The sequence below is a fragment of the Enterococcus sp. AZ140 genome, assembly GCF_051714405.1.
Lineage (GTDB): Bacteria > Bacillota > Bacilli > Lactobacillales > Enterococcaceae > Enterococcus_B > Enterococcus_B pernyi.
This window is the reverse complement of record NZ_JBIORU010000001.1, coordinates 2,565,620-2,587,887: the sequence shown is the minus strand read 5'-3', so window position 1 is coordinate 2,587,887 and position 22,268 is coordinate 2,565,620. Positions and strand designations below refer to the sequence as shown.

Below are 22,268 nucleotides of genomic sequence, written 5' to 3'. Positions count from 1 at the left end.
GTCCTAGAGTATACAAAAAAACCTCTCATTAAAGTTATTCTCTATCTAATGATGGGCATAATATTCAGATTAAAATATATTAAACCTAAAATTATATCTCGAATTTTTATATTGTCAATTCTTTTGAAATACTTTTGATTTATCTAGACTATTGAGTATATTTATTTTGGAAAGGTTGAAATAGCAACTTTTTTCAAAGAAGAATACTTTTGAAATGCTTTTGAATTAAGATCAGGGGGTGTAAAAAATTAAGTTTATTGAATTGAAAGATGAAATCTTCACAGAACCAAGAGAAAATTTCCAACTTGAGTTTAAAAAGTCTCAAACTAAACTATCGAATGATGTATGGTCAACTTATAGTGCGTTTGCAAATACTAATGGCGGAATTATAATTTTAGGTATAGAAGAGCTAGTATCCAAAAAAGAATACCAAATAGTTGGAGTCGACAACCCAGAAAAAGTTATTACGGAATTTTGGAATTGTATTCATGATAAACAAAAAGTTAGTGTTAATTTACTTACTAATGAAGATGTTCAAACATTCAAAGTATCAGGTAAATCTATTATAGAAATAAATGTACCCAAAGCATCGTATGAAAGAAGACCTGTTTATATAAACAATAACAAAAGTAAAACATATATTAGAACAGACGATGGAGATCGTATTGCAGATGATGCACAATTTAAATATCTAATCGTAGACTCGCAGAATGATATTGATAGTGAGCTGTTGCAAAACTATGACATAGACGATTTAAATCTTGAAACAGTGAACGAATATAGAAATCTACTTTATAAAAATACGAATAATTCTAAATATTTAGAGCTTAGTAAAGTAAAATCTCCCTCAATGACACTTGTGGGATATTTTCCGTTTTTTAATTAATGTTCTGAATAATTTTTATACTAAAATCGTCGCGCAAACCAACTCCCAACTAAATGCCATTCCCATCCACCTTCGGGTGGTATTTTTTATAGCAGATATAATTAAAACGAATAAAAATCCTTGTTTTTATAGACTATAATTATGTTGTGGTACATGATCTTCTGTGTTTTCTGACACTTTTTTCTCAGCTGCTTGAAAGAGTAGCCTTTACATAAATAATTTAACAAAGAAGGTATAGTTATGTATTATGTAGAAGTCCAAACGCGAGGAGTAAAAAATAAACAGTATGTTAAAACAGTACGCCATAATTATCCATTATTAGGATCATGGGAAGAAGCTGAACCATTTTCAAAAGAATGTGCATTGCAAATAAAGTCAATATTAGAACAAGAATTAACTTGTGGAAAAGCAAATGTCACTATCATAGAAAAGTGACAATGATTGAAACTTTAATCAGGCAAAGCAATAGAAGGACAACACGTACTTAATTTCATAAAGGTTATCAGTGAGAAAGTGTGGATAGATAAACTTTAAAAATATATGTAAGAAGGGATAGGCATGACATATGAAGTTAAAGTCAGTAAAGAAATTCTGAATATATTTTCTGAGAATCAATCAAAAAGGTATCAAGAAATAATCTTATATAAAGTGAATGAGTACTTGACACACAACTTTTATCGAATCAAACTTGTTGATACACCTGTAAAACAATCAATTTATGAAATGAAAATCCGCTTAGGAAAAGAAAATTTCCGAATTGCTTTTATGATAGAGGATAAAAAGGTACAAGTTTTTTATATTAGTCGAACGTTAAAAAAAGAATTATTTGATAAAGAAGTAAACAAATTTATTCATCGATTCAATAAAAATCACAGAATTACTAAGTCTATCAAGAAAGTAGAGGCATAGTAAAATGAACATGATTTGTAAAAAGCAATTAAAGCAATTTTTGAAAAGAAAATTTAAATCGAAGGATTGTTTTAAGTTAAAAATTCTTACGTTCAAAAAAGATCGCTATTTACTTATCAGTTATGATCAAGAACGATATACAATAGTTGAAGATGGATTCGAAAAGAGTAAGTATGAATTCGACTCTTCAGATGAAGCAATAAAAGCAGTGATGAAAATGGCAAATATTGAATTTAAACGTAGCTATAGACTTCATGTACAATAAATCTTCTGATAGTAAAGTCTGATGAATCGAAAAATCCTCTTACGATGTAGAAAGAAATAGGAAATATTAATAAATGAAAAATTAGAAAGCCAGATATTAAAGCCACCAAGGTAAACTAAAAGCAGTGAATTATTGCAAAATAAAAGTAATTAAATCTTTTTCTATTCATGATTATGAACCGAAACTTTAACATGAGTAGTTCCGGTATTTTTTGAGCGAATTGTATTGTCTTCAGCAAGTTTAGAATAATAGTGATTGAAAGTCTGGTATTTTAAGTATCACGTTTGTTCTGTTTCCTCATCTAATGATACACTAACAGTGAGTAAGTCTGAGGAGGAGAAGAAGTCGCTATGAAAAAGCAATATATACGTAATACACTGATTGGTTTAGGATTACTGCTGATTTTGTTTGTTGGCTATCAACTTTATTTAGAGTATCGACCAGATATCCACTTATTGCTAGATCCACGGGCAAGTCGCAAAGAATGGATGCGAGAAATTCGTTCACACGGAGTATCTGCTGCGTTTATTTTGACGTTATTGATCAGTTTGATGTGTGCGGTGCCAGGTATTCCTACTTCTGTGATCGGTGTGGTCGTTGGCCTAAGTTATGGTCCATTTCTAGGAACAGTTATCAATGTAACAGGCAATGCACTTGGAAATATCTTATCGATCGTTTTGATGCAACATTTAACCTTTATGGATCATAGTAAAAAAGAGAATCGTTGGGTCAAAGCAATACGTCGGATGAAGCATCCAAAAATAGGAGTCATGATCGGCTATATGGTACCGGTGATTCCGTCTTCTGTCGTTAACTTTGCCGCAACCTCCTTAAATCTTTCGGTTCGTGAGTTATTATTATCGATCCTTATCGGCGTAGTGCCATCTTCCCTTTTATATGCGTGTGGCGGAGAAGCATTGTTTCATGGGGAACATATAAAAGCACTTGTTTTGGTCGCTAGTGTGTTAGTTTTAACAGTATTGGTGGTCATTATCTATCGAGATCGAAGAAAACATTTAGTTAAATAACTTTATTTATTTTATTTGAGCCTCCCTGTTTTCAATTATTCTAAGAAGTTGTAAACTAAGAAAGGAAATGGGGGAATCCGATGGAAATGAATAAGCAAACACCGCTTTCGAAATCATTGATTTTATTATTAGCGATCACCTGTGGGGTAGTCGTCGCAAATATGTATTATATCCAACCAATTGGCACAAAAGTAGCGGCAAATTTATCAGTCAATACGAGTGCTGTGGGTTTGTTGACGATGCTGACTCAGTTAGGCTATGCATTAGGATTATTATTTTTAGTTCCATTAGGGGATGTCGTCGATCGACCTAAATTGATCATTCGCATGGCGGGATTATCTGCACTATCCTTATTAGCAGCCTTTTTCGCACCAAACTTTGCTCTATTTGCAGTTGCTTCTTTCTTGATTGGTCTACTATCGATTGTTCCACAAATCATTATTCCTTACGGCGCCGTACTTGCAGGACCAGCAGCGCGAGGAAAAACCATGGGGATCTTATTGAGTGGTTTACTAATGGGCATCTTGCTCTCTCGAACTGTTTCAGGACTTCTTGCTAGTTGGTTTTCTTGGCGTAGTGTTTACCTATTTGCCCTTTGCCTAGTTGGAGCGCTCACTGTGCTACTCTATTTAAAATTACCGAGAACACAAGGAACGTTGGAAAAAGAGTCAACAGTCTCTTATCTTGCCTCACTAAAAAGCTTACCGAAACTCGTCAAAGAGCAACGATTGTTGCGTGAAGCTGCAATCAATGGCTTTTTTATGTTTGGAACGTTTTCGCTTTTTTGGTCAACGCTGATCTTTTATATCAGTAGCCCAGCCTATGGTTGGGGAACTTTTGAAGCAGGGATCTTGGCAATCTTTGGTTTGTCGGGAGCAGTAGCTGCGCCGATCGTGGGCCGCTTGGCGGATAGTTATTCAGAAAGAAGAATCGTTGGCATGGGCTTAGTGATGCAGACAATCAGTTTCCTAGCCTTATTCATTGCGGGTGACTATGTTGCTGTCCTATTAGTTGCAATCATTTTATTAGATGTTGGGAACCAGTTCGGGCAAGTAGCGAATCAAAGCAGAGTACAAGGTCTTGGCGAAGCAACAAGTAACCGCAACAACACGATTTTTATGTTTATGTACTTTATCGGTGGAGCAACAGGCTCTTTATTAGGCTCAATGATGTGGCAGCATTATGGTTGGGTAGGTGTGACTGTTACGGGACTGATTTTCCAATTGTGCGCGTTTATCTTTCAAGCAATTATTTATCCTGATAAAAGAAAAATAAGCTAGAATAAATTAATTAACTATATAAATTTTGTATACCAACTAAAGGAGAGGATAGGTTCTTTTTAGTTGGTATATTTTGTTATAGCATAATTATGGATTTATATCTTGGTTATCAAGAAAAAATTGCATTCTATTTTAATAAATGGTTTTTTTATTAAAATAGAGTGAAGGAGAAGTGGTGAAAATGAGCTATATACCATTAAAAATTACTTTTTATGAAAATAGAAACGAATTCGAGGAAGAGTATAACTCTAGATTTAACTTTTTTTCTACTTTTAACTGGGATCACAATTTCAAATGCAATCACACATGATAAAAAAGCTTATGGAAAGTTATTCGAAGAAGTTTCAAATCCGAGAAATAAAGCGGATTTGACTCTGTTTGTACAAAATATGTATCAATTGATTATTGATGGACAAACTAAGGTGATTGAAGAGCTACAGATAGCAAAAGCCAAACTAGATAATGCAATTAATAATCTTAAACAATTGGATCTGAAAGACAAAGATATGGTTGAAGTATTATTTGTATTGATTCAAGGTCATTTATATAATGAGGTAAATGAATATATTACAGATATTGAATTGAGAAAACACCTTAATATATCTTATCCTAAATTAAAACAAATCAATCAATATTTGATCGCTAAAAAGCTCATTGTACAGATTAAAAAGAAACCCTCAATCCATATCCTTTCATCAGAATTTCAAGAGAGGCTAGAATCATTCTCATAAGAACGAAATTTTGTGATATGTTTTGTTTACCTATTATTTATTTTCAAATTTGTAGGGGATTGTTTTGGTAAACGGAATAATGATAGTTACACCTTAATAAATGATTTTTTTATATTTGGTCTATACAGATATTGCCATTTTGAAATAAAGGTGCTATAATTGGGCTATACCAAAACAAAAGGAGTAATCGTTATGGAAATCATTCGTGTGAAAAATGCTGAAGAAGGCGGAAAAAAAGCTTTTGAGATAATTAAAGATGGAATGGAAAATGGTGCGAAAGTTCTAGGTTTAGCCACAGGGAGTACGCCGATCACTTTATATAAAGAAATGACTTCAAGCGACATGGATTTCAGTAACATGACTTCTGTTAACTTGGATGAGTATGTTGGACTAGGTGGCTCAGATGATCAAAGCTACCGCCATTTTATGAATGTTGAATTATTTGACAAGAAACCATTTAAAGAAACATTCGTACCTGATGGAAAAGCAGCTGATTTAGATCAAGCTTGTCAATCCTACGACCAAATCATTGAAGAACATCCAATCGATATCCAAATTTTAGGGATCGGTCAAAACGGTCACATCGGTTTTAATGAGCCTGGTGCTCCATTTGATGGGAAAACAAGTGTTGTTGATTTAACTGAATCAACAATCAATGCCAATAAACGTTTCTTTGATAAAGTGGAAGACGTCCCAACGAAAGCAGTTTCTATGGGAATCGGCTCAATTCTAAACGGTAAAAAAATCGTCTTGATGGCTTATGGCGAAAGTAAAGCAGAAGCAATCAAAGGAATGATCAACGGACCTGTTACCACAGATATGCCAGCAAGTGCTTTGCAAAATCATGATGACGTGATAGTCATTGTTGATGAAGCAGCAGCAAGCAAATTATAATAGAAAAGATTTCAGTCACTGGAGATCATCTGGTTTTTATCAGATGATCTGGCACAGTGGCTTTTTTTAGGTCATAAAAAATAGTTATATTTTGTTTGTTTTTTTTAGTCGTGCTATATTTGATAGGAGGGGGGATATTCATGGAGGATATGGTTTTATCCATACCAGAAATTATTATACGATTGAGTATCGCATTGCTTTTTGGCGGAGCAATTGGTTTTGAGCGACAATATAAAAACCGTCCAGCAGGGATGCGTACACATATTTTGGTTTGTATGGGGGCTTGTATTATTGCCTTGATCCAAGTGGAAATTGCCAGTGGTGCGTTGAGAAATGCATTAGAGTATCCTGAATTAGTTGGGACCCTCCGTTCAGATGAAGCTCGCTTGATCGCACAAGTTGTCAGTGGCGTCGGCTTTTTAGGAGCAGGTACGATCATTGTTACGAAACAATCAGTGACTGGGTTAACGACCGCAGCATCACTTTGGGCAATCGCAGGATTGGGTATTGCAATCGGAATGGGTTTTTATGCCATTGCACTCATTAGTTTCGTCGGTATTGTGTTTGCATTGACTGTAGTGAAGCGCATCATCCATGTACCAACAACAAAAAAATTAGTGATTCAATTTATTCATCGAAAAGAAACCAAGGATTTCTTGAATGATTATTTTGAAAAAAGAAACATTACGATCGAGGATGTCAATTTTGATGTAAAATTTGTGGATGATTACCGTATTTATAAGAATGTTTATACGATCGATTTACCAAAAGGATTGACGTATGCAGAAGTGATCGAAGAATTATCCACGTATAAAAATATTACTAACTTACATCTGGTTAGTTTATCTACCTGAGTAACCACTTTTTTTAAATAACAAGAAATAAAAGAAAAAATAGCGCTTTACCGATGAATAAATGATAAAATAAGAGTATCTGTAAGCATGAAATTTGGAGGATATCTATGTATTCAAGGTTCAAAGAGTCAAAATTGTTGTTTTGGACAGTGGAATTAGTCTTAACGATTATTGGCGTTTTCTTTATTTTACGTATGCCAAATGTGTTTCACCCGATTTTGAGAATGGCATCTGCAATCATTATGCCGTTGATCATTGCTGGATTTTTCTATTACATGTTTAATCCAGTTGTCTTGTTTTTAGAAAAACATCGAGTACCACGCGTGTTGGGCTATCTATTGACATTGATCGTTTTATTAGTGATCGTCTTTTTGACCGTCATGAACATCTTGCCTCAATTGGTTGATCAAGCAGTGCAATTAACCAGAAGTATCCCTGCATATGCAGACGAAACAAGTCGTTGGTTGACTGAGATCATGCAAAGAGAAGAGTTTCGTTCATTGAATCTAGAAGAACAGTTTGCGTCTGCCAATTTGTCGTTGAGCAACTTGTTCAATATCTTGTTGGTTAGTCTGACAGGGAGCGTTTCAAGAATTCTTTCTTTTATGATGCAATTCTTTATTTTATTGTTTACTGTCCCATTCATCTTATTATTTATGTTCAAAGATGGACATAAATTTATCGATGCGTTATCGCCTTTCTTTCCTCAAGCAATTCGAGGAGAATTACGCCAAACGGTCAGAGAGTTGAATGAAACACTATCTGCTTATATCAGTAGCACGATCGTGGATGCAGTGATCATTGGCGTGATGAGTTTTATTGCAATGACGATTTTCAAGCAGCCGTATAGTTTGTTGCTGGCAGTCGTTTGCGGAGTGACGAATATCATACCGTACGTTGGCCCTTTTATTGGTGCAGTACCAGCTATTATTGTCGGACTGTTTATTTCGCCATTTCAAGCACTCTACATGGCGTTATCTATTCTTGTTATCCAACAATTGGATGGCAATGTGATCAAGCCATTACTCTTCGGAAAAACAATGAACATTCATCCACTAACGATCATTTTAGTATTGATCGGTGCAGGAAGTGTTGCTGGGATCATGGGAATGTTGATCTGTATCCCTGTGTATGCGGTGATCAAAACATTAGTATTGAACATTCGTAAGATTTATTTATTGCGGAAGTTTGAACAAGTTCCAGCAGAAGAACAACCCAAGAAAATTGAATTAGAACATGAATAACTGTCAACGAAAAGAGACGAGGGTCATCAGATGATGACCCTCGTCTTTGTTTAGTTATCATTATCAAACACTTTGCTCAACTTTCGGTTCTGCGAGAAAATCTAAAGAGTGGATCTCGACGCCTTCTGTTTCGAAAATCACCACTTCATTTTTCCCTTTTTTAAGGAAATCTTTTGGACAATAAAGTGAATAGATCGGTCCACGATTCCAATAGCGGCCAAGGTTGATCCCATTGACAAAAATCACTCCTTTACCATAGTTGGAACAATCGATATACGTATCTACCGGCTCGGCTACATCAAATGATACCTGGTAAAACGAAGGGTGAGCTGGATTTTTGCCAGCTTGATAGTCGATCAGCTGAAGTTGCTCGGCTGATAGTGGCAAAGGATAATGTAGATAGCCTTGATGGAAATGGATATCTTGCATGATTCCGCCACGAATCCCTTTTGTTTGGGTCGGGTTATTCAATTTTGAGCCATAATTGACTCTTCCATGATTTTCTACTAATACATCTAATTGGATTTCTTCGCTTTCTGTCTTTCCTTGGATCATGAACTCTTCACCGATCGTTGTTTGGTCTTGCGTCAATTGATAGGTTTCGTCCACATAAACGGAAACTCGATCACTTGCTTCGATGATCCGCACTTTGTTTTCATGGTAATAGTTTTTCAGCACTAAGGAATATAAGACATAGCCATATCCATTGCTGACTTGTTCCATCGTCATAGGATATGCGGTAGGTACCGCTTTTGCTAGTGTTTCTTTTGTATTTAGTAAAGAAACGCTAGTATCAATTGGGTAACTCCCAAGAGAGTCTAATTGTTTTGTACGTGGTTCTGCTTGCCATACGTCGGGGCAAACTTCTTTGATTGCTTGTTGGACAGCATAATATTTTTCTGTAGGTTCACCAGCTTCAGTGAGCAACGCATCGTAGTCATAGCTTGTCAATTGCGGTAAGTCGGTATTTCCACGAGCAGAACAGCCATTATAAAAACCAAAATTGGTGCCTCCATGGAACATGTACAGATTCAAAGAACCAACTTTTAACATATCTTTGACTTCATTCGCTAGGTCTTGAGCATCTCGTTTGATGATCGGCTCGCCCCAGCGATTGAACCAACCATCCCAATATTCCATACACATCAAGGGCCATTTTTTCCCATGCTTCTCAAAAAAGGCTTGCAAGACCGCACTATTCTCTTTAGAATGACTACCAAAATTACCAGTGACGAATACATCATCTTCAATCAGCGTTCCAGCATCCAATACTTCATTCCAAGCACCATCAGAAGTAAATAGAGGAACAGTGATTCCGGCATTCTCTAGTAGTTGCTTCGTTTCACGTAGATACGCTTTTTCCATTCCATAAGAACCATATTCATTCTCGATTTGGATCATGATAACAGGGCCACCGTTTGAAATCTGCAAAGGTAGGATCTTAGGCAGTAAGGCATCATAGTATTTTTTGACTTTTGTCATAAATCGTTCATCCGTCGAACGCAAACGAATACCTGGTTCTTTTAATAACCAAGCGGGTAGACCGCCAAACTCCCATTCTGCACAAATGTATACAGAAGGACGTAGGATCACCATTAGTCCGAGTTGTTGAGCAAGTGCAACAAAAGCAGTGAAATCATTCATTCCTTCGAAGTTGAATTCGCCTTCTTTGGGTTCATGGATATTCCAAGGAATATAGGTTTCGACAGTATTTGCGCCCAATGCTTTCAAGTTATATAAGCTATCTTCCCATTGTGATTGAGGAAGACGAAAATAGTGAATGGCGCCACTGATCAATTTGATCGGTTGCCCATCTAAAAGAAAGTCTTCTTTTATTTCAAAAGTTTGCATGTTGGTTTCTCCTTACCAATATTTTTTCCACGAGGGTTTTGCTAAACGCATCAGAGCTTCTAGGTAGAAATAATCGCCCCAAAGATTAGGTTCATCGATTCCTTTACCTTCTGCATGGGCATATACGCCATGTAGTAGTAGACCTTCATTATCAGGTTCGGACAAGGATGTGTAATGTTCGCCTAATTGGTAGAGCATTCCTTTCGCTAATTCTTCAGACTGAGGATACGCTTCCATTTTTGCGGCTTCTAATAATCCACAGGCGGTGATCGCTAAGGCGGAACTATCTTTGTCAGAAGGATATTCATCTGTGAAATCAAAATCCCAATAAGGAACAAGGTCTTCTGGTAAATGTGTCAAAAAGACATCAACGATTGCTTCATAATTTTTAGGTAAAGACGAAGATCTTAAATAACTTTCATTTAAAGGAATCCCAAGAACAGCCCAACTTTGTCCACGTGCCCAAATCGACGCATCGCTATTTCCCTGATGTGTGGCACCGTGAGTTGGTGTGCCGGTTGAAGGATCAAAATAATACGTATGGAAAGTTGTTGCGTTTTCTCTAACAACGGTACGTAACACTGTTTCGTAATGTTTCTTTGCTACTTCTCGATAATGATCATTACCTGAAATCTCAGAAGCTTGGAACAATAAAGGTAAGTTGATCAATGAATCGATGATCAAGCGATACTCTTTTGGATCGCCATACGCGCCCCAGGCTTGGATAAATTGTCCTTTTTCTTGAAAACGTGCAAGTAAGACATCTGCGGCTTGAAGCAATTCTTCTTTGCATAATAAGCTGTCGGTCAAACGATAGCCTGCACCAGCAGATAAACTATATAAGAAACCAATATCATGATGATCTAATACGTGATGTGTGGTTAAACGCTCTTTGAAACTATGGATATTTTCCATGGCGCGTACGAGAAATTTCTCTTTGCCAGTCCATTCATAAGCCAACCATAACATGCCAGTCCAAAAGCCATTCGTCCAGTCATCATTAGGTTTGATCCGATAGATCCCATTTGTTGCGCAAGCCGACGGAAAATCTAGACCGTAGCGTGTCATATTATGTTCGATTTTTTGGCAACACCAATCAATTTGTTTCGCTAGCCAGGCGCTATCGACAGACTTGCTTATGGAAATAAGGGAATCTTTTGTTTGTTGTAATCCCATCATACCACTCCTCTTAATTTGTTAACATATTAACTTTAAACTAGTATAACCTAAATAATCAGAAAAAGCGAATGGCAAAATAAAAAAACAGAAAAATCGGAAAATAAATAACCTTATTTATTTTTTAAGTAGGTAACTCTGATCATGGATAGATATATATAGTTAAGAAGGAATCCACAAAACGTTCAAAGAACGGTCTGATGGATTCCTTCTGGTTTTGCTTATTTCATTCAATGGATGCGAAATTACGGCTATTACCGTTATACTTATTCTGCTTCTACTTCGATTTTTGTTTTGAAATATTTCCAGTGTTTGTAACTGATGATATATTCGGCTACGCTACGGTCAGCTAGGAAAGAATGCTTGACTTGTTTGACGACTGGTTCGCGAAAGCTTAACTTTAACAAGTTCAATAATTCTGGATCATCGGGAAAGACGATTTCATTCGTCTCAACAGATGAAAGAGAGAAGAGATCGATCCCAAAATCTTTTCTCACTCTCTCGTAGATACTGGAGTATTGAGATAAGTCTTTACTAATAGGCTCCTTGACCAAACGTTTTGGCAGATGAGTGATATGCACAAGGAAAGGGATATCCTCAAAATACCGCACTCGTTTGATGCGATAATAAGAACCATTTTTCGGTAGTCCAAGTTCTTCTAAAATGTCAGGTTCTTGCGCTTCTTCTATCGAAACGACCTTGACCTTTTCTTTATCTAATGAATGTAATTCGATATCAGAGAATTTGACTGATTGAGAGACTTTTGATTTAGAAACAAAGGTCCCTTTTCCTTGGACGCGATAGAGATAGCCAGCGGTTGTAAGTTCATTCAATGCTTTAACGGCTGTGATCGAGCTGACAGAATATTTTTTCTTGATATCTGCTTCTGAGTAAAACTTATCTCCAGGAACAAATAAATGATTTTTGATTTCAGCTAATAATTCTTGCTTAATTTGTTCATATTTGGGAATCACCACATGAGACCTCCTTTTTTTGCGGTATTCAATTAATCTTACCATAACATGTTAACTTGTTTGTGGCAATGGATTAATTTTGGAACTAAATTTTTTAAGAAAAAAATATAATATGTTAAGATGTTAGGTTTACGTTTGAGTTGATATGTGATATAGTGTACGTAATCAATAGCTAACATGTTAAGTAGCTTAGATGTTTATTTAAGGGGGAAGAGAGATGAGAAATATCTTATTGGTCAGTCATGGTAGCATGGCCGATGGAGTCAAAGCCAGTTTAGAGATGATTGTTGGCGTGCAAGAACATGTTCATACACTTTCTTTAAGACCAGATGGCGATAATTTGCAATTTGAACATGAATTAACTGAGAAAATGAAAGCCCTTAACGGTTCGACCTTGATTATTGCAGATCTGCTAGGTGGGACACCATGCAACACAGCGCTAAAAAATTACTTAGAAGATGAAGAAGTTACAATTATTGCTGGGATGTCTTTACCTTTAGTCATGGAAGCGACCCTTAATCCACAAGCAACGATCGAGGCGTTGATCGATTTGGCACGCGGGGGTATCGTAGATGTCAAAAACAAGATGATCGCAACAGAAGCGGAAGAAACGCAAGCCGTAGAGGGAGATCTAGCACAATATAAGGAATTTAAAGGCAAAGCGAATATTGTCAATGTAAGGATTGATGAACGCTTGATTCATGGTCAAGTTGCAGGAATTTGGTCCACAAGTTTGAATACACAACGGATCATCGTAATCAATGATGAGGCAGCAATGGATTCTTTACAAAAATCTTCATTAAGAATGGCAGCGCCTACATCTATGCGGCTATCCGTTTTAACTATTGCTGCGGCGGCAAAAAATGTTCAATCTGGCAAATATGGCAAGCAACGTATTTTTTTACTTTTTAAAAATCCGACAGATGTCTTGCGGTATTTAGAAGCGGGCGGTGAGCTGGCTGCAATCAATGTAGGAAACATGAGTCATAAAGAAGGTGCGAGAGAAATCACGAAAAGCATCAAGGTCATGAAAGAAGAAGAAGCAGTGTTTGAAGCAATCGCAGCCAAAGACATAAAAGTGACCGCTCAACTGGTACCAAATGATCCAGTCATCGATTTTATGGAAAAACTAAGAAAGTGATTTAGGAGGAAATAATCATGCAACATTTAGCCATGTATCAAATTATTCTTATTACAGTTTATGCTTTTATTGCAATCAATGATTCACTTATTTCAAATACGTTGACACAACCAGCCATTGCGGGAATGATCTCCGGGATGATCATGGGAGATTTAGAAACTGGCTTGATGGTAGGGGGAACCCTTCAATTGATGCGTTTAGGGATTGCGGCTTTTGGAGGTGCATCTGTACCCGACTTCTTTACTGGCGCTGTATTAGGAACGGCGTTTGCTGTGATTTCTGGTAAAGGCGCGGAATATGGGATCGGTCTAGCTGTACCAGTATCATTACTGATGCTACAGCTTGATGTCGTTGCTCGCTTCTGTAATGTCTTTTTGCTACACCGTGTAGATCGTGCGATTGAAGATATGCGTATCAACAGTATCCCACGGTTAGTATTATCTGGTTCATTCCTATGGGGGCTTTCTCGAGCAATTCCGATCTTATTGATGTTACTAGTCGGTGATGCAGCAGTCTCAACAATCACAGAAAATACACCTGAATGGTTGATGAATGGATTACGTACAGCAGGTGGCGTACTACCAGTTGTCGGTGTGGCCATCCTTTTACATTATTTACCAGCAAAACAGTATATTCCTTACTTACTTTTAGGTTTCTTCTTATCAGCCTATCTACAAGTACCAATGCTTGGTATTTCAATCGTTGGTGTTATTGCTGCATTGTTAGTATTCAAACGAGATAACGAAAAAGAAGCAACTGCTCAAACAGTGACAACCACTGGAACACTTGAAGGAGGTTTTGATGGCGATGAGTAATCAAAAGTTAACGAAAAAAGAATTGAATGTCATCAGTTGGCGCTATATCCTTGGTAGCCAATTGAATTGGAACTATGAGCGTATGATGAGTACCGGTTATCTCTATGGTATTTTACCTGTACTGAAAAAATTCTATGGGGAAGACAAATCACAATTACAAGATATGATGAATACCCACAATCAATTTTTCAATACGAATGCGATTTTTGGGAACTTGATCATGGGGATCGATGTGGCAATTGAAGAAGAAGATGGTTACAAAGCAAAAGATACGATTGTCGCGTTGAAAACAGCGTTGATGGGTTCATTGGCAGGGGTAGGCGATTCATTATTCCATGTCATCTGGGGAACGATTTTTGGTTCAATCGCAGGTACATTGGCACAAAGCGGATCAGTCGTTGGCTGTGTGATCTGGATCATTGCCAATATCGCTTTACTTTTTGGACGAGCAGCATTATTACCACTTGGCTATAAGCAAGGAGTTAAATTAGTTACGACTCTGAAAAATAAACTAACAGCATTCACTAACGCAGCAACTGTTTTAGGGATCACAGTTATTGGTGCCTTGATTCCGTCAGTTATCAAAGCAACGGTTCCTTTCGTTTACAAACAAAATGGGGTGGAGTTAGTTGTTCAAGATACATTAGATGCGATCTTACCTTCATTAGTACCGGTTTTATTAGTCTTATTGACTTACTGGATGTTAGGTCAGAAGAAATTGAATTCAACTCGCGTGATCTGGATCATTTTGATTCTTTCGATTGCATTAAGTGCTGCCGGGATCTTAGCTTAAATGATTCATAAAAAATGAATGAAGTGATCGCAAGGTCGTGATCCGATCTGCAAGAAAGAATCGTTCGAAATAAGAATGCGCCTTTCTTGCAGATTTTTTTAGTTCAAAAAATATCTATAATCAAAAAGGAGAACAAAATGAAGCGTTGGTCAACAAAATTAGTGGTGACATTAGGGTGTAGTTTATTCGTTGGTATTGGGTTAGGGTACAGTCAACAAGTCGGTGCAGAAGAAACACAAACTGAAACACAAAAAAGTACGACATCAGGAAACTATGAGTCAGATTTTTCGCAGCATTTAGGTACTTGGCAAGACATTGTTGGAAAAGCAGATAAACATACCAACGAGAATCGGTTACAGATCGCCAATCAGAAGGTTAATCAACAATTTGAGTCTGTGTCGTTATTACTAGATGCAGGTGTCCGCAGCTCAGGTGATTTAGAATACACGTTTCTATATGAAGGACAAACCAATTTTGGACTAGTTTTTCGAGGAAATGACCAGACGACATCGAACTGGCAATCGTTTGCCTATATGCGAAATGGTGAATGGCAATTGGGGCAGCCTGGGGGGAAATGGTTGACAGCCATCAAAGGTCCTACACTGATTTCAGGACAAACCTATAAATTGTTACTAAGATATGAAGGAACATCGTTCCAAGCATATTTGAACGACCGTTTGTTGTATGAAAATCAAGAAGTTCTTTATTCTGATGGGACAACGATCAATGGGGACTGGTCAGGTTATTCAGGGATTCGGTTATTTGGGAATGAGAGTAAATTAACTATTTATTCCATGCGTAGTGGAGCGGTCAATAGTCTGCAAGTGGAAGAACCGACAGAAGAATTTCAAACAATGAAAGCAAACTGGAAAGATCAACTTGTGTCAACAACGACCGATTTAGCTAATCCAGCGATTGCCAATTATGTAAACGCTCTTTCTGATGAAGCAGAAAGACTTTACAATACAATGGATCAAGATCCTGACCGCACGTATCTGTGGCCATTAGAATCTGGGAATACCACTTCGGCAGATTTAACCACGCAATTTACAAAGTTGCAAAAACTAGCGTTAGCATATGGAACGAATGGGACAAGTTTTTATCAAGATGAAGTCATCAGTCAAGCGATTCAAAGTGGGTTAGATTTTATGATCACAAAAAAAGGCTATGATGGAACAAAGTATCATGGCAATTGGTGGGATTGGCAAATCGGAGTAGCTCAAAAATTTGTGGCGATTTTGATGGTACTGGATGAAGACGTGCCAGAGGAGAAACTTCAAGAGTATACGACAGTGTTGAGTAAATATGTACCCGATCCATTTAAACAACTCTACACAAAACCACAAGGAACTTTTGTCGCGCTTGATTTTATACCAAATTTTTCAACCACTGGTGCGAATCGCATAGATTTAGCGCAAACTGTTTTAGGACTAGGGCTCTTACAAAATGATCCAGCGAAAGTGACACAAGCAGTTGAGAGTATCACAGATGTCTTTAAATTGGTGACCCATGGAGATGGATTTTATCAAGACGGTTCATTTATCCAGCATGAAACGATCCCTTATACAGGCTCTTATGGGAATGTACTAGTCAAAGGCGTAGGCCAAATTTTATCGATCGTCAAAGAATCTCGCTATACGTTGACAGCTGATCAAATAAAGTCCTTTGTTGATAACGTACAATCGGCATTTATCCCATTAGTGTATCAAGGTGAAATGTTGCCTTTAGTCAATGGACGCTCCATTTCTCGAACGCCCGCTGCGACAAAAACGGGTTACGGATCAACAACGATGTATAATTTAATGATCGTGGCGAAATTTGCACCTGAAACACAGCAAAAAGCATTAAAGGAAGCAGTGAAATATTGGATGCTGTCTAATCCTGACTATTATTTGACAAATACGAGAGATTACAATGATTTGATGATGACAACGGAGCTATTGGCTAATACCACGGTGATGGGTAAGCAACTACCGTTCATCGGAACAAAGATGTACCATGCAATGGATCGATTTGTCCAACGAACAGAGAATTACCATTTAGGATTAAGCATGTATTCGAAGCGAATCTCTTCATTTGAAGCAGGAAATCTGGAAAATCAACGAGGCTGGCATACGTCTGACGGGATGATTTATCTTTACAATGATGACCAAGTCCAATTCGGTCCGAGTTATTGGCCAACAGTCGATCCTTATCGTTTACCTGGTACGACCATTGATACAGTTCCTTTAGCAGATGAAGTTTCAGCATTTACTACAGTGACTTCAAATGAAACATGGGTAGGCGGTGCCGCTGCTGGAGATCAAGGTGTAGTAGGGATGGCTCTTAACAAAGAAGGAACAAAGAATAATGGAACGACTTTACCGATGAATGTACAAGGGAAGAAGTCATGGTTTACATTGGATGGGCAAATCATTGCTTTAGGTGCTGGTATTACAGGAGATACAACTGCCTCAATCGAAACAATTGTCGATAATCGTTTATTAAATGATTCGTATACGTATCAAGTACTTTCGGATACAGGAATGATTGATCAGTCACAACAAACGAAGGAGACCTCTTGGTTATTGCTAGAATCAGATCATCAACATGCGTCGATCGGTTATTATTTCCCACAAAAGGAAACAGTCGATGTGATCAGTGAGACACGTACAGGTACTTATCGAGAAATCAATGAAGCATTTCCTAGTGATACACAATATGCAGGTGACTACCGCACCTTCTCAATCAACCATGGACAGCAACCAAAAGATGCCGAATATGCCTACGTGATGTTGCCCGGCACGACTCAATCGGAATTAGCAGATTATGCAGCAAAACAGCCAGTTGCGATTTTGCAAAATACCAAAGAAATCCAAGCAGTCGAAGTGAAAACCTCTGGTTACTTAGGCATCAATTTTTGGCAAGAACAAGGCGGAGAAATGGCAGGGATCAAAACGAATAAACCAATTTCTTTACTAAAACAAACGAAGGCAGAACAAACAGTTTATACAATTGCCAATCCAACGCAACAAACTGAACCAGTAACGCTTAGTTTACCAAGTGATTTTATTGACGTGGTGTCTATGACTGAGGGGATCATCTATGATAGTCAAACGCACACATTCACCATTGACTTCGCACAGTTTGAAAGTAAAACGATTGTTGTTAAATAGATCTACCTTTCTAAGTCATAATTAAACACAGATCAATTGAAAAAAACAGAAGCTTCCCAATCGTTTTCGTATTGGAGGAGCTTCTGTTTTTTTATAAAGTACGCTCTTTCTTAAGCCCACTTGAGATCACCGATAAAGTTGATATTCAACCATAAAGAATAGTCAGAGAAACCTTCAGTTACTTTGCGGTTGAGTTTATCTCTTAGATGATCTTGCGCGCGGATACTATCTAATTCACTATCGGGTAAAATCACAATGTCTAGTTCAAGAATGACTTGATCCCCTACCTTTGCGATTCGTAAGACATAGGTTTCGATAGCGACATTTTGCAAGAGCTTATCAACTACTAACAATATTTTTTCGCGCAATTCATATTTTGGGGGTGCATAAGTAAGTTCTAATGTGGCATTTTTGATTTCAGTCACCGATAGATAAATATAGAAAATGGTGATTCCAATGGAAATCACAGGGTCGATCAGTTGGGCGATTGCAAGATATGGCGTTTTTGCTAGTACACCAGAGACGATGATCGAGACCACGACTCCTAAACTGAATAGAAAACCGAAGCGCCATTGTTCCAGCTCCACCTTATAAAAGGAATGATTGATCGGATTTTTTTTCAAATAAAGATAAAAGACAAAACAAAAGAGTGTCCCAAACAAAGAAAAAGGCAAACCAATCGCTAAATCAACGTAGGTATCTGCATAAAGCAAACTGAAAAAAGACTCAATCAGGCCATAGGAAGAAATCAAAAGGATGATACTGTATTGGATAAAAACAACCAAGGGCATCAGTGATTCCTTTCCAAATGGAAAACGTTCAAAATCTTGTGTCTGGATAAACTTAGCAATATATAATGCGATCAGAGACATCAGCGCACCGACCATCGTATAGACACCATCAAGCAAGAGGACGTTGTAATTGATCATCAATCCCGTAAGTAGCGCTAAAAGACCATAAACGGTTCCTGCAATGATGGAGGCGGTTAATAATTTTTTTATTTTTTGTGTATTTTTCATATAACTAAAATCCTTTCTGGAATAAATGCTTTTTTGAGAATCATATTAATTGTAATAAAAGATGCGAATAACTACTTGCGGTTAGAGTCGTTCTAAGCCTTATACTTTAATCATCTTACTCAAAGGAGGAGCGTTGTACAAATAAAAAATCAAAACTAGAGGTGGAAATAGATTGAAAAAGAACGTATTGATTCTTGGTGCATCAGCACCAATTGCTAAATATAGCTATGAATTTTTAAAAAATGATCCTACTGTGAATGTCACTTTATTTTTGAGAAATCCGGATAAAGTCTTTGATAAGGAGCGAAGTATCATTGGTGATGCGATGAATCTAGATGATTTGGTTCATGCAATGAAAGGCATTGATATCGTCTATTCTTGCTTAGGTCCTTACAATATGGTGCCTTTAGCTAAACATGTGATCGAGGCGATGAACCAGAATAAGATCAAACGCGTATATTGGATGGCAACACTTGGGATCTACGGTGAAGTTGACTTCAATGACGAAGAAGAAGTTGCAGAGTTGGGCGACTATCGCGATCCTGATACTTATTTAGGGGATCAGCGTATTGCAGCAGATTTGATTGAGAACAGTCAGCTAGACTTTACCATCATCCGCCCTAATTGGTTAACCGATAAAGAGATCGTTGAGGATATTCGTATCGAGAATAGAAACGGAAAAAGTTACATTGGTGAAATCAGCCGACAAACTGTAGGGAAGTACCTAGCAACTTTGATCAACGAGCCAACTACTCATATGTATGACTCTATTGCATTAACAGCAAAGGGAAAAATACACGAGTAAAAAATAATTGAGGTTTGACAGAAGTTTTCAGCTTTGAAAAATAAGGCAGGACCCCCAGAAAGTATCTTTGATTTTCTGGGGATTCTGTCTTACTATTTTTTGTGATGATCGAAAGGAAAGTAGTTAAAACAAACGTAAGATTCACTTTTGTCTGTGATTATAGAAATGAGTCAACGGCGAGAATCAAGTAGTCTCTTTTAAAATAAGGCAACAGCCACAAAAATTGGAAGAGCAATTCTTATGGTTGCCGCCTTGTTTGTTGAGGGGAAACACTTCTATCTCAATATCAGATCGCTAGTTCTTTGACGTCAATGCTCCAGCCTAACTAGAAAGCATGTTGGCACAGTCCAATTGATTGAACATTTTATAAAGATTGTCAAAACTTGTTTCGATCATATTAGATACTGCTTCGTCGGTGTTCGAACCAATATGTGGAGTAATGATCACTCGCGGATACATATCGATCAGCGCCTTAGCTGTTGCATCGATCAATAACGGATCTTCATCAAAATTTTTGTTGAAAATCAGCGCTTCATTAGGCAAGACATCTGTACCAAATCCAGATAGTTTTTTGCTCGTCAACGCATCAAGGATTGCTTGATTATCCTGTAATTCCCCTCTAGCAGTGTTGATCAAAATCGCATCATCCTTCATTTTTTCGATAAAATCTTTATTAATGAAACGTTCATTTTTACCGGGGATGTAAGGAATATGGATACTGACGATATCACTTTCTGCCAGTAAGTCATCAAGCGACTTAAATTCGATGAATGCTTTTGCTTCTTCACTTGGATATAGATCATTCCCAATCACCGTTGCGCCTAATCCTTTGAAAAGTTTTGCTTCTGTTAGTCCGATGTTCCCCACGCCAACGATTCCAACTGTACAGTTTCGGACTTCTTTACTGAACATAAAGCGATCAATCGTAAAATTATAAGAAGCTGTTTTATTCGTTGTATGAGTTGTTCTACGTAAAAGCATCATTGCTAAAGTAACAGATAATTCAGCGATTGCATTTGGTGAATAAAATGGTACATACGCGACTTGCATTCCATGATCGTGAGCTGCCATTAAATCAATATGATTTGTCCCCACTGTACGCGTGAGGAGGAACTTGATCCCGAATTGGGCAAAGCGTTCGATATTCATGCGATTTGCTAAACAATTTCCTCGAACGATGATGGCATCCATTCCTTTTGCTTCTGCGTAATTTGTCTCATTTAATAAATCTTCTACTAGTTTCAAGTTGAATCCGTGGACATTCAACTGCTGAAAGAGAGATCTTTCAGCAGGGCGAACACCATAACATACAACATTTAAATTTTTCATAGTATAGTTTCCTTTCGTTAATTAATTATATAATGTGGGTTAATTTCCAATCAAGTTTAAGACGATGATCCAGATAGGGATTAAGACGATCGAGAAGAGTGTAGAAAGTAAAGAGGCGTTAGAGGCAAGTACTGCTTCTTTTTCAAAATTGATGGCATAAGCAACCGCAACTGTTGCAGCTGGAGTAGCCATCATAATGATCATCGTACTTAGACCAACTGAATTCACTGGTAAAATATTCATTGCGTTCAACAGTAAAATTGAAAGTAAAATCACAAGTGGGAAGACAATGATTTTGATGAATGAATAGTACCAAGAGGTGTGACTGCTGAGGGTTTTTCCGAATGGCAGATCGCCTAATGTGATCCCGATTGCCAACCAAGCGAGTGGGGAGGCTAAACTAGAGAGGAACGTCAAAGGTTTAAATAGCCATGGCAACGTCTGATCGATTCTTAAAAAAGCAATAGATTCAGAACTAGACTGAGCAATTTGAGGTAAGCTATCTTGGAAGAGCCAAATAAATAATCCGATAAACGTTGCCAATACGATTGGGTTCAAGATCATTTCTCTAATATTCTTGCGTGCCATTTTCAATCCGCTCATTTTTAGATAAGCATAAGAGTATAAAAAGATACGATAACCAATGTTAAAAATCGATGCGTACAAAATCCCTTCTGCGCCAAAGACTGCACCGACGACAGGAATACCGAAGAATGTTGTTGACCCGAAAATAGAGAGTACACGCAATGTGTCTTCTTTATTTGGTGCATATCTAAAAAAGAAGAATTTACTTAGAAAAATCAAGAAAACGTGGACTAAGATTCCGAGAATCAAAATGTTGATTCCTTGATTCAATACTTCATCATTCAAGTCCTGCATAAACGAATTAAAAGCTAATGCAGGAATTGCGACAGTTAAGACGACCTTAGACAAAGTCTTTCCGACATCTGATGAGAAAACCTCACGCTTTCTTAAAAAGTAACCTAATAATATAATAAACAGTGTGGAAGTGATCGCACTGATAATTTCCATGTTGATGACATTGCTTAATGTTTCTGATAGTGACATTTAAATTTTCCTCCTCAATTCTTGTGAATGTTTTAATTTGTTTATTTAATC

General features: G+C 37.3%; 20 protein-coding genes. 14 read left to right on the top strand and 6 right to left on the bottom strand.

Translation table 11 applies throughout. The features are described 5' to 3' along the window. The first annotated feature begins 262 nt into the window (after positions 1 to 262). From IGJ39_RS11820 to IGJ39_RS11780, 9 genes are all read left to right on the top strand, one after another. The gene (locus IGJ39_RS11820; protein WP_019722299.1) at positions 263 to 886 is read left to right on the top strand and encodes an AlbA family DNA-binding domain-containing protein; all 624 of its coding nucleotides are present in this window, start codon (positions 263 to 265) and stop codon (positions 884 to 886) included. Positions 887 to 1,126: 240 nt separating this feature from the next. Continuing rightward, a complete protein-coding gene (locus IGJ39_RS11815; RefSeq protein ID WP_019722298.1) occupies positions 1,127 to 1,321 on the top strand; it encodes a hypothetical protein in 195 nt (64 codons plus the stop codon). Positions 1,322 to 1,444: 123 nt separating this feature from the next. Beyond that, entirely contained in the window at positions 1,445 to 1,795 is a 351-nt protein-coding gene (locus IGJ39_RS11810) for a hypothetical protein (RefSeq protein WP_019722297.1), read from the top strand. Positions 1,796 to 2,410: 615 nt separating this feature from the next. After that, positions 2,411 to 3,088 (top strand): TVP38/TMEM64 family protein, encoded by a 678-nt coding sequence (locus tag IGJ39_RS11805; protein ID WP_019722295.1) that lies wholly within the window; start codon positions 2,411 to 2,413, stop codon positions 3,086 to 3,088. A gap of 80 nt (positions 3,089 to 3,168) precedes the next feature. After that, positions 3,169 to 4,368 carry an MFS transporter gene (locus tag IGJ39_RS11800; RefSeq protein ID WP_019722294.1) on the top strand — a complete coding sequence of 400 codons (1,200 nt, stop codon included), beginning with the start codon at positions 3,169 to 3,171 and terminating at the stop codon, positions 4,366 to 4,368. Positions 4,369 to 4,580: 212 nt separating this feature from the next. Beyond that, positions 4,581 to 5,099 carry a hypothetical protein gene (locus IGJ39_RS11795; protein WP_019722293.1) on the top strand — a complete coding sequence of 173 codons (519 nt, stop codon included), beginning with the start codon at positions 4,581 to 4,583 and terminating at the stop codon, positions 5,097 to 5,099. 192 nt (positions 5,100 to 5,291) lie between these two features. Further along, positions 5,292 to 5,993, top strand: coding sequence for a glucosamine-6-phosphate deaminase (gene nagB / locus IGJ39_RS11790; RefSeq protein ID WP_019722292.1), 702 nt, complete (start codon positions 5,292 to 5,294; stop codon positions 5,991 to 5,993). A 140-nt stretch (positions 5,994 to 6,133) separates the two neighbouring features. Next, positions 6,134 to 6,847: an MgtC/SapB family protein gene (locus IGJ39_RS11785; RefSeq protein WP_019722291.1), complete on the top strand. Its 714-nt coding sequence runs from the start codon at positions 6,134 to 6,136 to the stop codon at positions 6,845 to 6,847. Positions 6,848 to 6,954: 107 nt separating this feature from the next. After that, entirely contained in the window at positions 6,955 to 8,091 is a 1,137-nt protein-coding gene (locus IGJ39_RS11780) for an AI-2E family transporter (protein WP_019722290.1), read from the top strand. Between the two features lie 63 nt (positions 8,092 to 8,154). Here the strand turns inward: IGJ39_RS11780 and IGJ39_RS11775 are convergent, their stop codons facing one another. From IGJ39_RS11775 to IGJ39_RS11765, 3 genes are all read right to left on the bottom strand, one after another. After that, positions 8,155 to 9,942 carry a glycoside hydrolase family 35 protein gene (locus IGJ39_RS11775; RefSeq protein WP_019722289.1) on the bottom strand — a complete coding sequence of 596 codons (1,788 nt, stop codon included), beginning with the start codon at positions 9,940 to 9,942 and terminating at the stop codon, positions 8,155 to 8,157. Positions 9,943 to 9,954: 12 nt separating this feature from the next. Then, the gene (locus tag IGJ39_RS11770) at positions 9,955 to 11,118 is read right to left on the bottom strand and encodes a glycoside hydrolase family 88 protein (RefSeq protein ID WP_019722288.1); all 1,164 of its coding nucleotides are present in this window, start codon (positions 11,116 to 11,118) and stop codon (positions 9,955 to 9,957) included. Between the two features lie 266 nt (positions 11,119 to 11,384). Continuing rightward, positions 11,385 to 12,092 (bottom strand): GntR family transcriptional regulator, encoded by a 708-nt coding sequence (locus tag IGJ39_RS11765; protein WP_029593931.1) that lies wholly within the window; start codon positions 12,090 to 12,092, stop codon positions 11,385 to 11,387. Between the two features lie 217 nt (positions 12,093 to 12,309). Between IGJ39_RS11765 and IGJ39_RS11760 the strand changes: the two genes are divergently transcribed. The 4 genes from IGJ39_RS11760 to IGJ39_RS11745 all read left to right on the top strand — a co-directional run bounded on the left by IGJ39_RS11760 (position 12,310) and on the right by IGJ39_RS11745 (position 17,996). Then, on the top strand, positions 12,310 to 13,233 hold the full coding sequence (locus IGJ39_RS11760; RefSeq protein ID WP_019722286.1) for a PTS mannose/fructose/sorbose transporter subunit IIAB: 924 nt from the start codon (positions 12,310 to 12,312) through the stop codon (positions 13,231 to 13,233). A gap of 17 nt (positions 13,234 to 13,250) precedes the next feature. After that, complete coding sequence (locus tag IGJ39_RS11755; RefSeq protein ID WP_010734299.1) at positions 13,251 to 14,048, top strand: PTS mannose/fructose/sorbose/N-acetylgalactosamine transporter subunit IIC; 798 nt, start codon at positions 13,251 to 13,253, stop codon at positions 14,046 to 14,048. Next, positions 14,041 to 14,841 (top strand): PTS system mannose/fructose/sorbose family transporter subunit IID, encoded by an 801-nt coding sequence (locus tag IGJ39_RS11750; protein ID WP_029593929.1) that lies wholly within the window; start codon positions 14,041 to 14,043, stop codon positions 14,839 to 14,841. Before IGJ39_RS11755 ends, IGJ39_RS11750 begins: the two co-directional genes overlap by 8 nt. A gap of 137 nt (positions 14,842 to 14,978) precedes the next feature. After that, on the top strand, positions 14,979 to 17,996 hold the full coding sequence (locus tag IGJ39_RS11745; RefSeq protein ID WP_019722284.1) for a polysaccharide lyase 8 family protein: 3,018 nt from the start codon (positions 14,979 to 14,981) through the stop codon (positions 17,994 to 17,996). Between the two features lie 110 nt (positions 17,997 to 18,106). Here IGJ39_RS11745 and IGJ39_RS11740 read toward each other — a convergent pair whose 3' ends face one another. Then, complete coding sequence (locus tag IGJ39_RS11740; RefSeq protein WP_019722283.1) at positions 18,107 to 19,015, bottom strand: cation transporter; 909 nt, start codon at positions 19,013 to 19,015, stop codon at positions 18,107 to 18,109. Between the two features lie 172 nt (positions 19,016 to 19,187). Between IGJ39_RS11740 and IGJ39_RS11735 the strand changes: the two genes are divergently transcribed. After that, positions 19,188 to 19,820, top strand: coding sequence for an NAD(P)H-binding protein (locus IGJ39_RS11735; protein WP_019722282.1), 633 nt, complete (start codon positions 19,188 to 19,190; stop codon positions 19,818 to 19,820). A 321-nt stretch (positions 19,821 to 20,141) separates the two neighbouring features. On the opposite strand, the gene IGJ39_RS11730 is transcribed toward IGJ39_RS11735, so the two are convergent. Both IGJ39_RS11730 and IGJ39_RS11725 read right to left on the bottom strand, forming a co-directional pair. Further along, positions 20,142 to 21,149 carry an NAD(P)-dependent oxidoreductase gene (locus IGJ39_RS11730; protein ID WP_195273320.1) on the bottom strand — a complete coding sequence of 336 codons (1,008 nt, stop codon included), beginning with the start codon at positions 21,147 to 21,149 and terminating at the stop codon, positions 20,142 to 20,144. Between the two features lie 39 nt (positions 21,150 to 21,188). Further along, positions 21,189 to 22,217: an AEC family transporter gene (locus IGJ39_RS11725; RefSeq protein ID WP_438764797.1), complete on the bottom strand. Its 1,029-nt coding sequence runs from the start codon at positions 22,215 to 22,217 to the stop codon at positions 21,189 to 21,191. Positions 22,218 to 22,268 lie beyond the last annotated feature (51 nt).

What these genes read in the sequence shown, in the direction of transcription:
- IGJ39_RS11785 (WP_019722291.1), top strand. Translation starts at nt 6,134, where the DNA reads ATGGAGGATATGGTTTTATCCATACCAGAAATTATTATACGATTGAGT.
- nagB (WP_019722292.1), top strand. Translation starts at nt 5,292, where the DNA reads ATGGAAATCATTCGTGTGAAAAATGCTGAAGAAGGCGGAAAAAAAGCT.
- IGJ39_RS11730 (WP_195273320.1), bottom strand. Translation starts at nt 21,149, where the DNA reads ATGAAAAATTTAAATGTTGTATGTTATGGTGTTCGCCCTGCTGAAAGA.
- IGJ39_RS11815 (WP_019722298.1), top strand. Translation starts at nt 1,127, where the DNA reads ATGTATTATGTAGAAGTCCAAACGCGAGGAGTAAAAAATAAACAGTAT.
- IGJ39_RS11725 (WP_438764797.1), bottom strand. Translation starts at nt 22,217, where the DNA reads ATGTCACTATCAGAAACATTAAGCAATGTCATCAACATGGAAATTATC.
- IGJ39_RS11770 (WP_019722288.1), bottom strand. Translation starts at nt 11,118, where the DNA reads ATGGGATTACAACAAACAAAAGATTCCCTTATTTCCATAAGCAAGTCT.
- IGJ39_RS11800 (WP_019722294.1), top strand. Translation starts at nt 3,169, where the DNA reads ATGGAAATGAATAAGCAAACACCGCTTTCGAAATCATTGATTTTATTA.
- IGJ39_RS11805 (WP_019722295.1), top strand. Translation starts at nt 2,411, where the DNA reads ATGAAAAAGCAATATATACGTAATACACTGATTGGTTTAGGATTACTG.
- IGJ39_RS11810 (WP_019722297.1), top strand. Translation starts at nt 1,445, where the DNA reads ATGACATATGAAGTTAAAGTCAGTAAAGAAATTCTGAATATATTTTCT.
- IGJ39_RS11775 (WP_019722289.1), bottom strand. Translation starts at nt 9,942, where the DNA reads ATGCAAACTTTTGAAATAAAAGAAGACTTTCTTTTAGATGGGCAACCG.
- IGJ39_RS11760 (WP_019722286.1), top strand. Translation starts at nt 12,310, where the DNA reads ATGAGAAATATCTTATTGGTCAGTCATGGTAGCATGGCCGATGGAGTC.
- IGJ39_RS11745 (WP_019722284.1), top strand. Translation starts at nt 14,979, where the DNA reads ATGAAGCGTTGGTCAACAAAATTAGTGGTGACATTAGGGTGTAGTTTA.
- IGJ39_RS11755 (WP_010734299.1), top strand. Translation starts at nt 13,251, where the DNA reads ATGCAACATTTAGCCATGTATCAAATTATTCTTATTACAGTTTATGCT.
- IGJ39_RS11795 (WP_019722293.1), top strand. Translation starts at nt 4,581, where the DNA reads ATGAAAATAGAAACGAATTCGAGGAAGAGTATAACTCTAGATTTAACT.
- IGJ39_RS11780 (WP_019722290.1), top strand. Translation starts at nt 6,955, where the DNA reads ATGTATTCAAGGTTCAAAGAGTCAAAATTGTTGTTTTGGACAGTGGAA.
- IGJ39_RS11750 (WP_029593929.1), top strand. Translation starts at nt 14,041, where the DNA reads ATGAGTAATCAAAAGTTAACGAAAAAAGAATTGAATGTCATCAGTTGG.
- IGJ39_RS11740 (WP_019722283.1), bottom strand. Translation starts at nt 19,015, where the DNA reads ATGAAAAATACACAAAAAATAAAAAAATTATTAACCGCCTCCATCATT.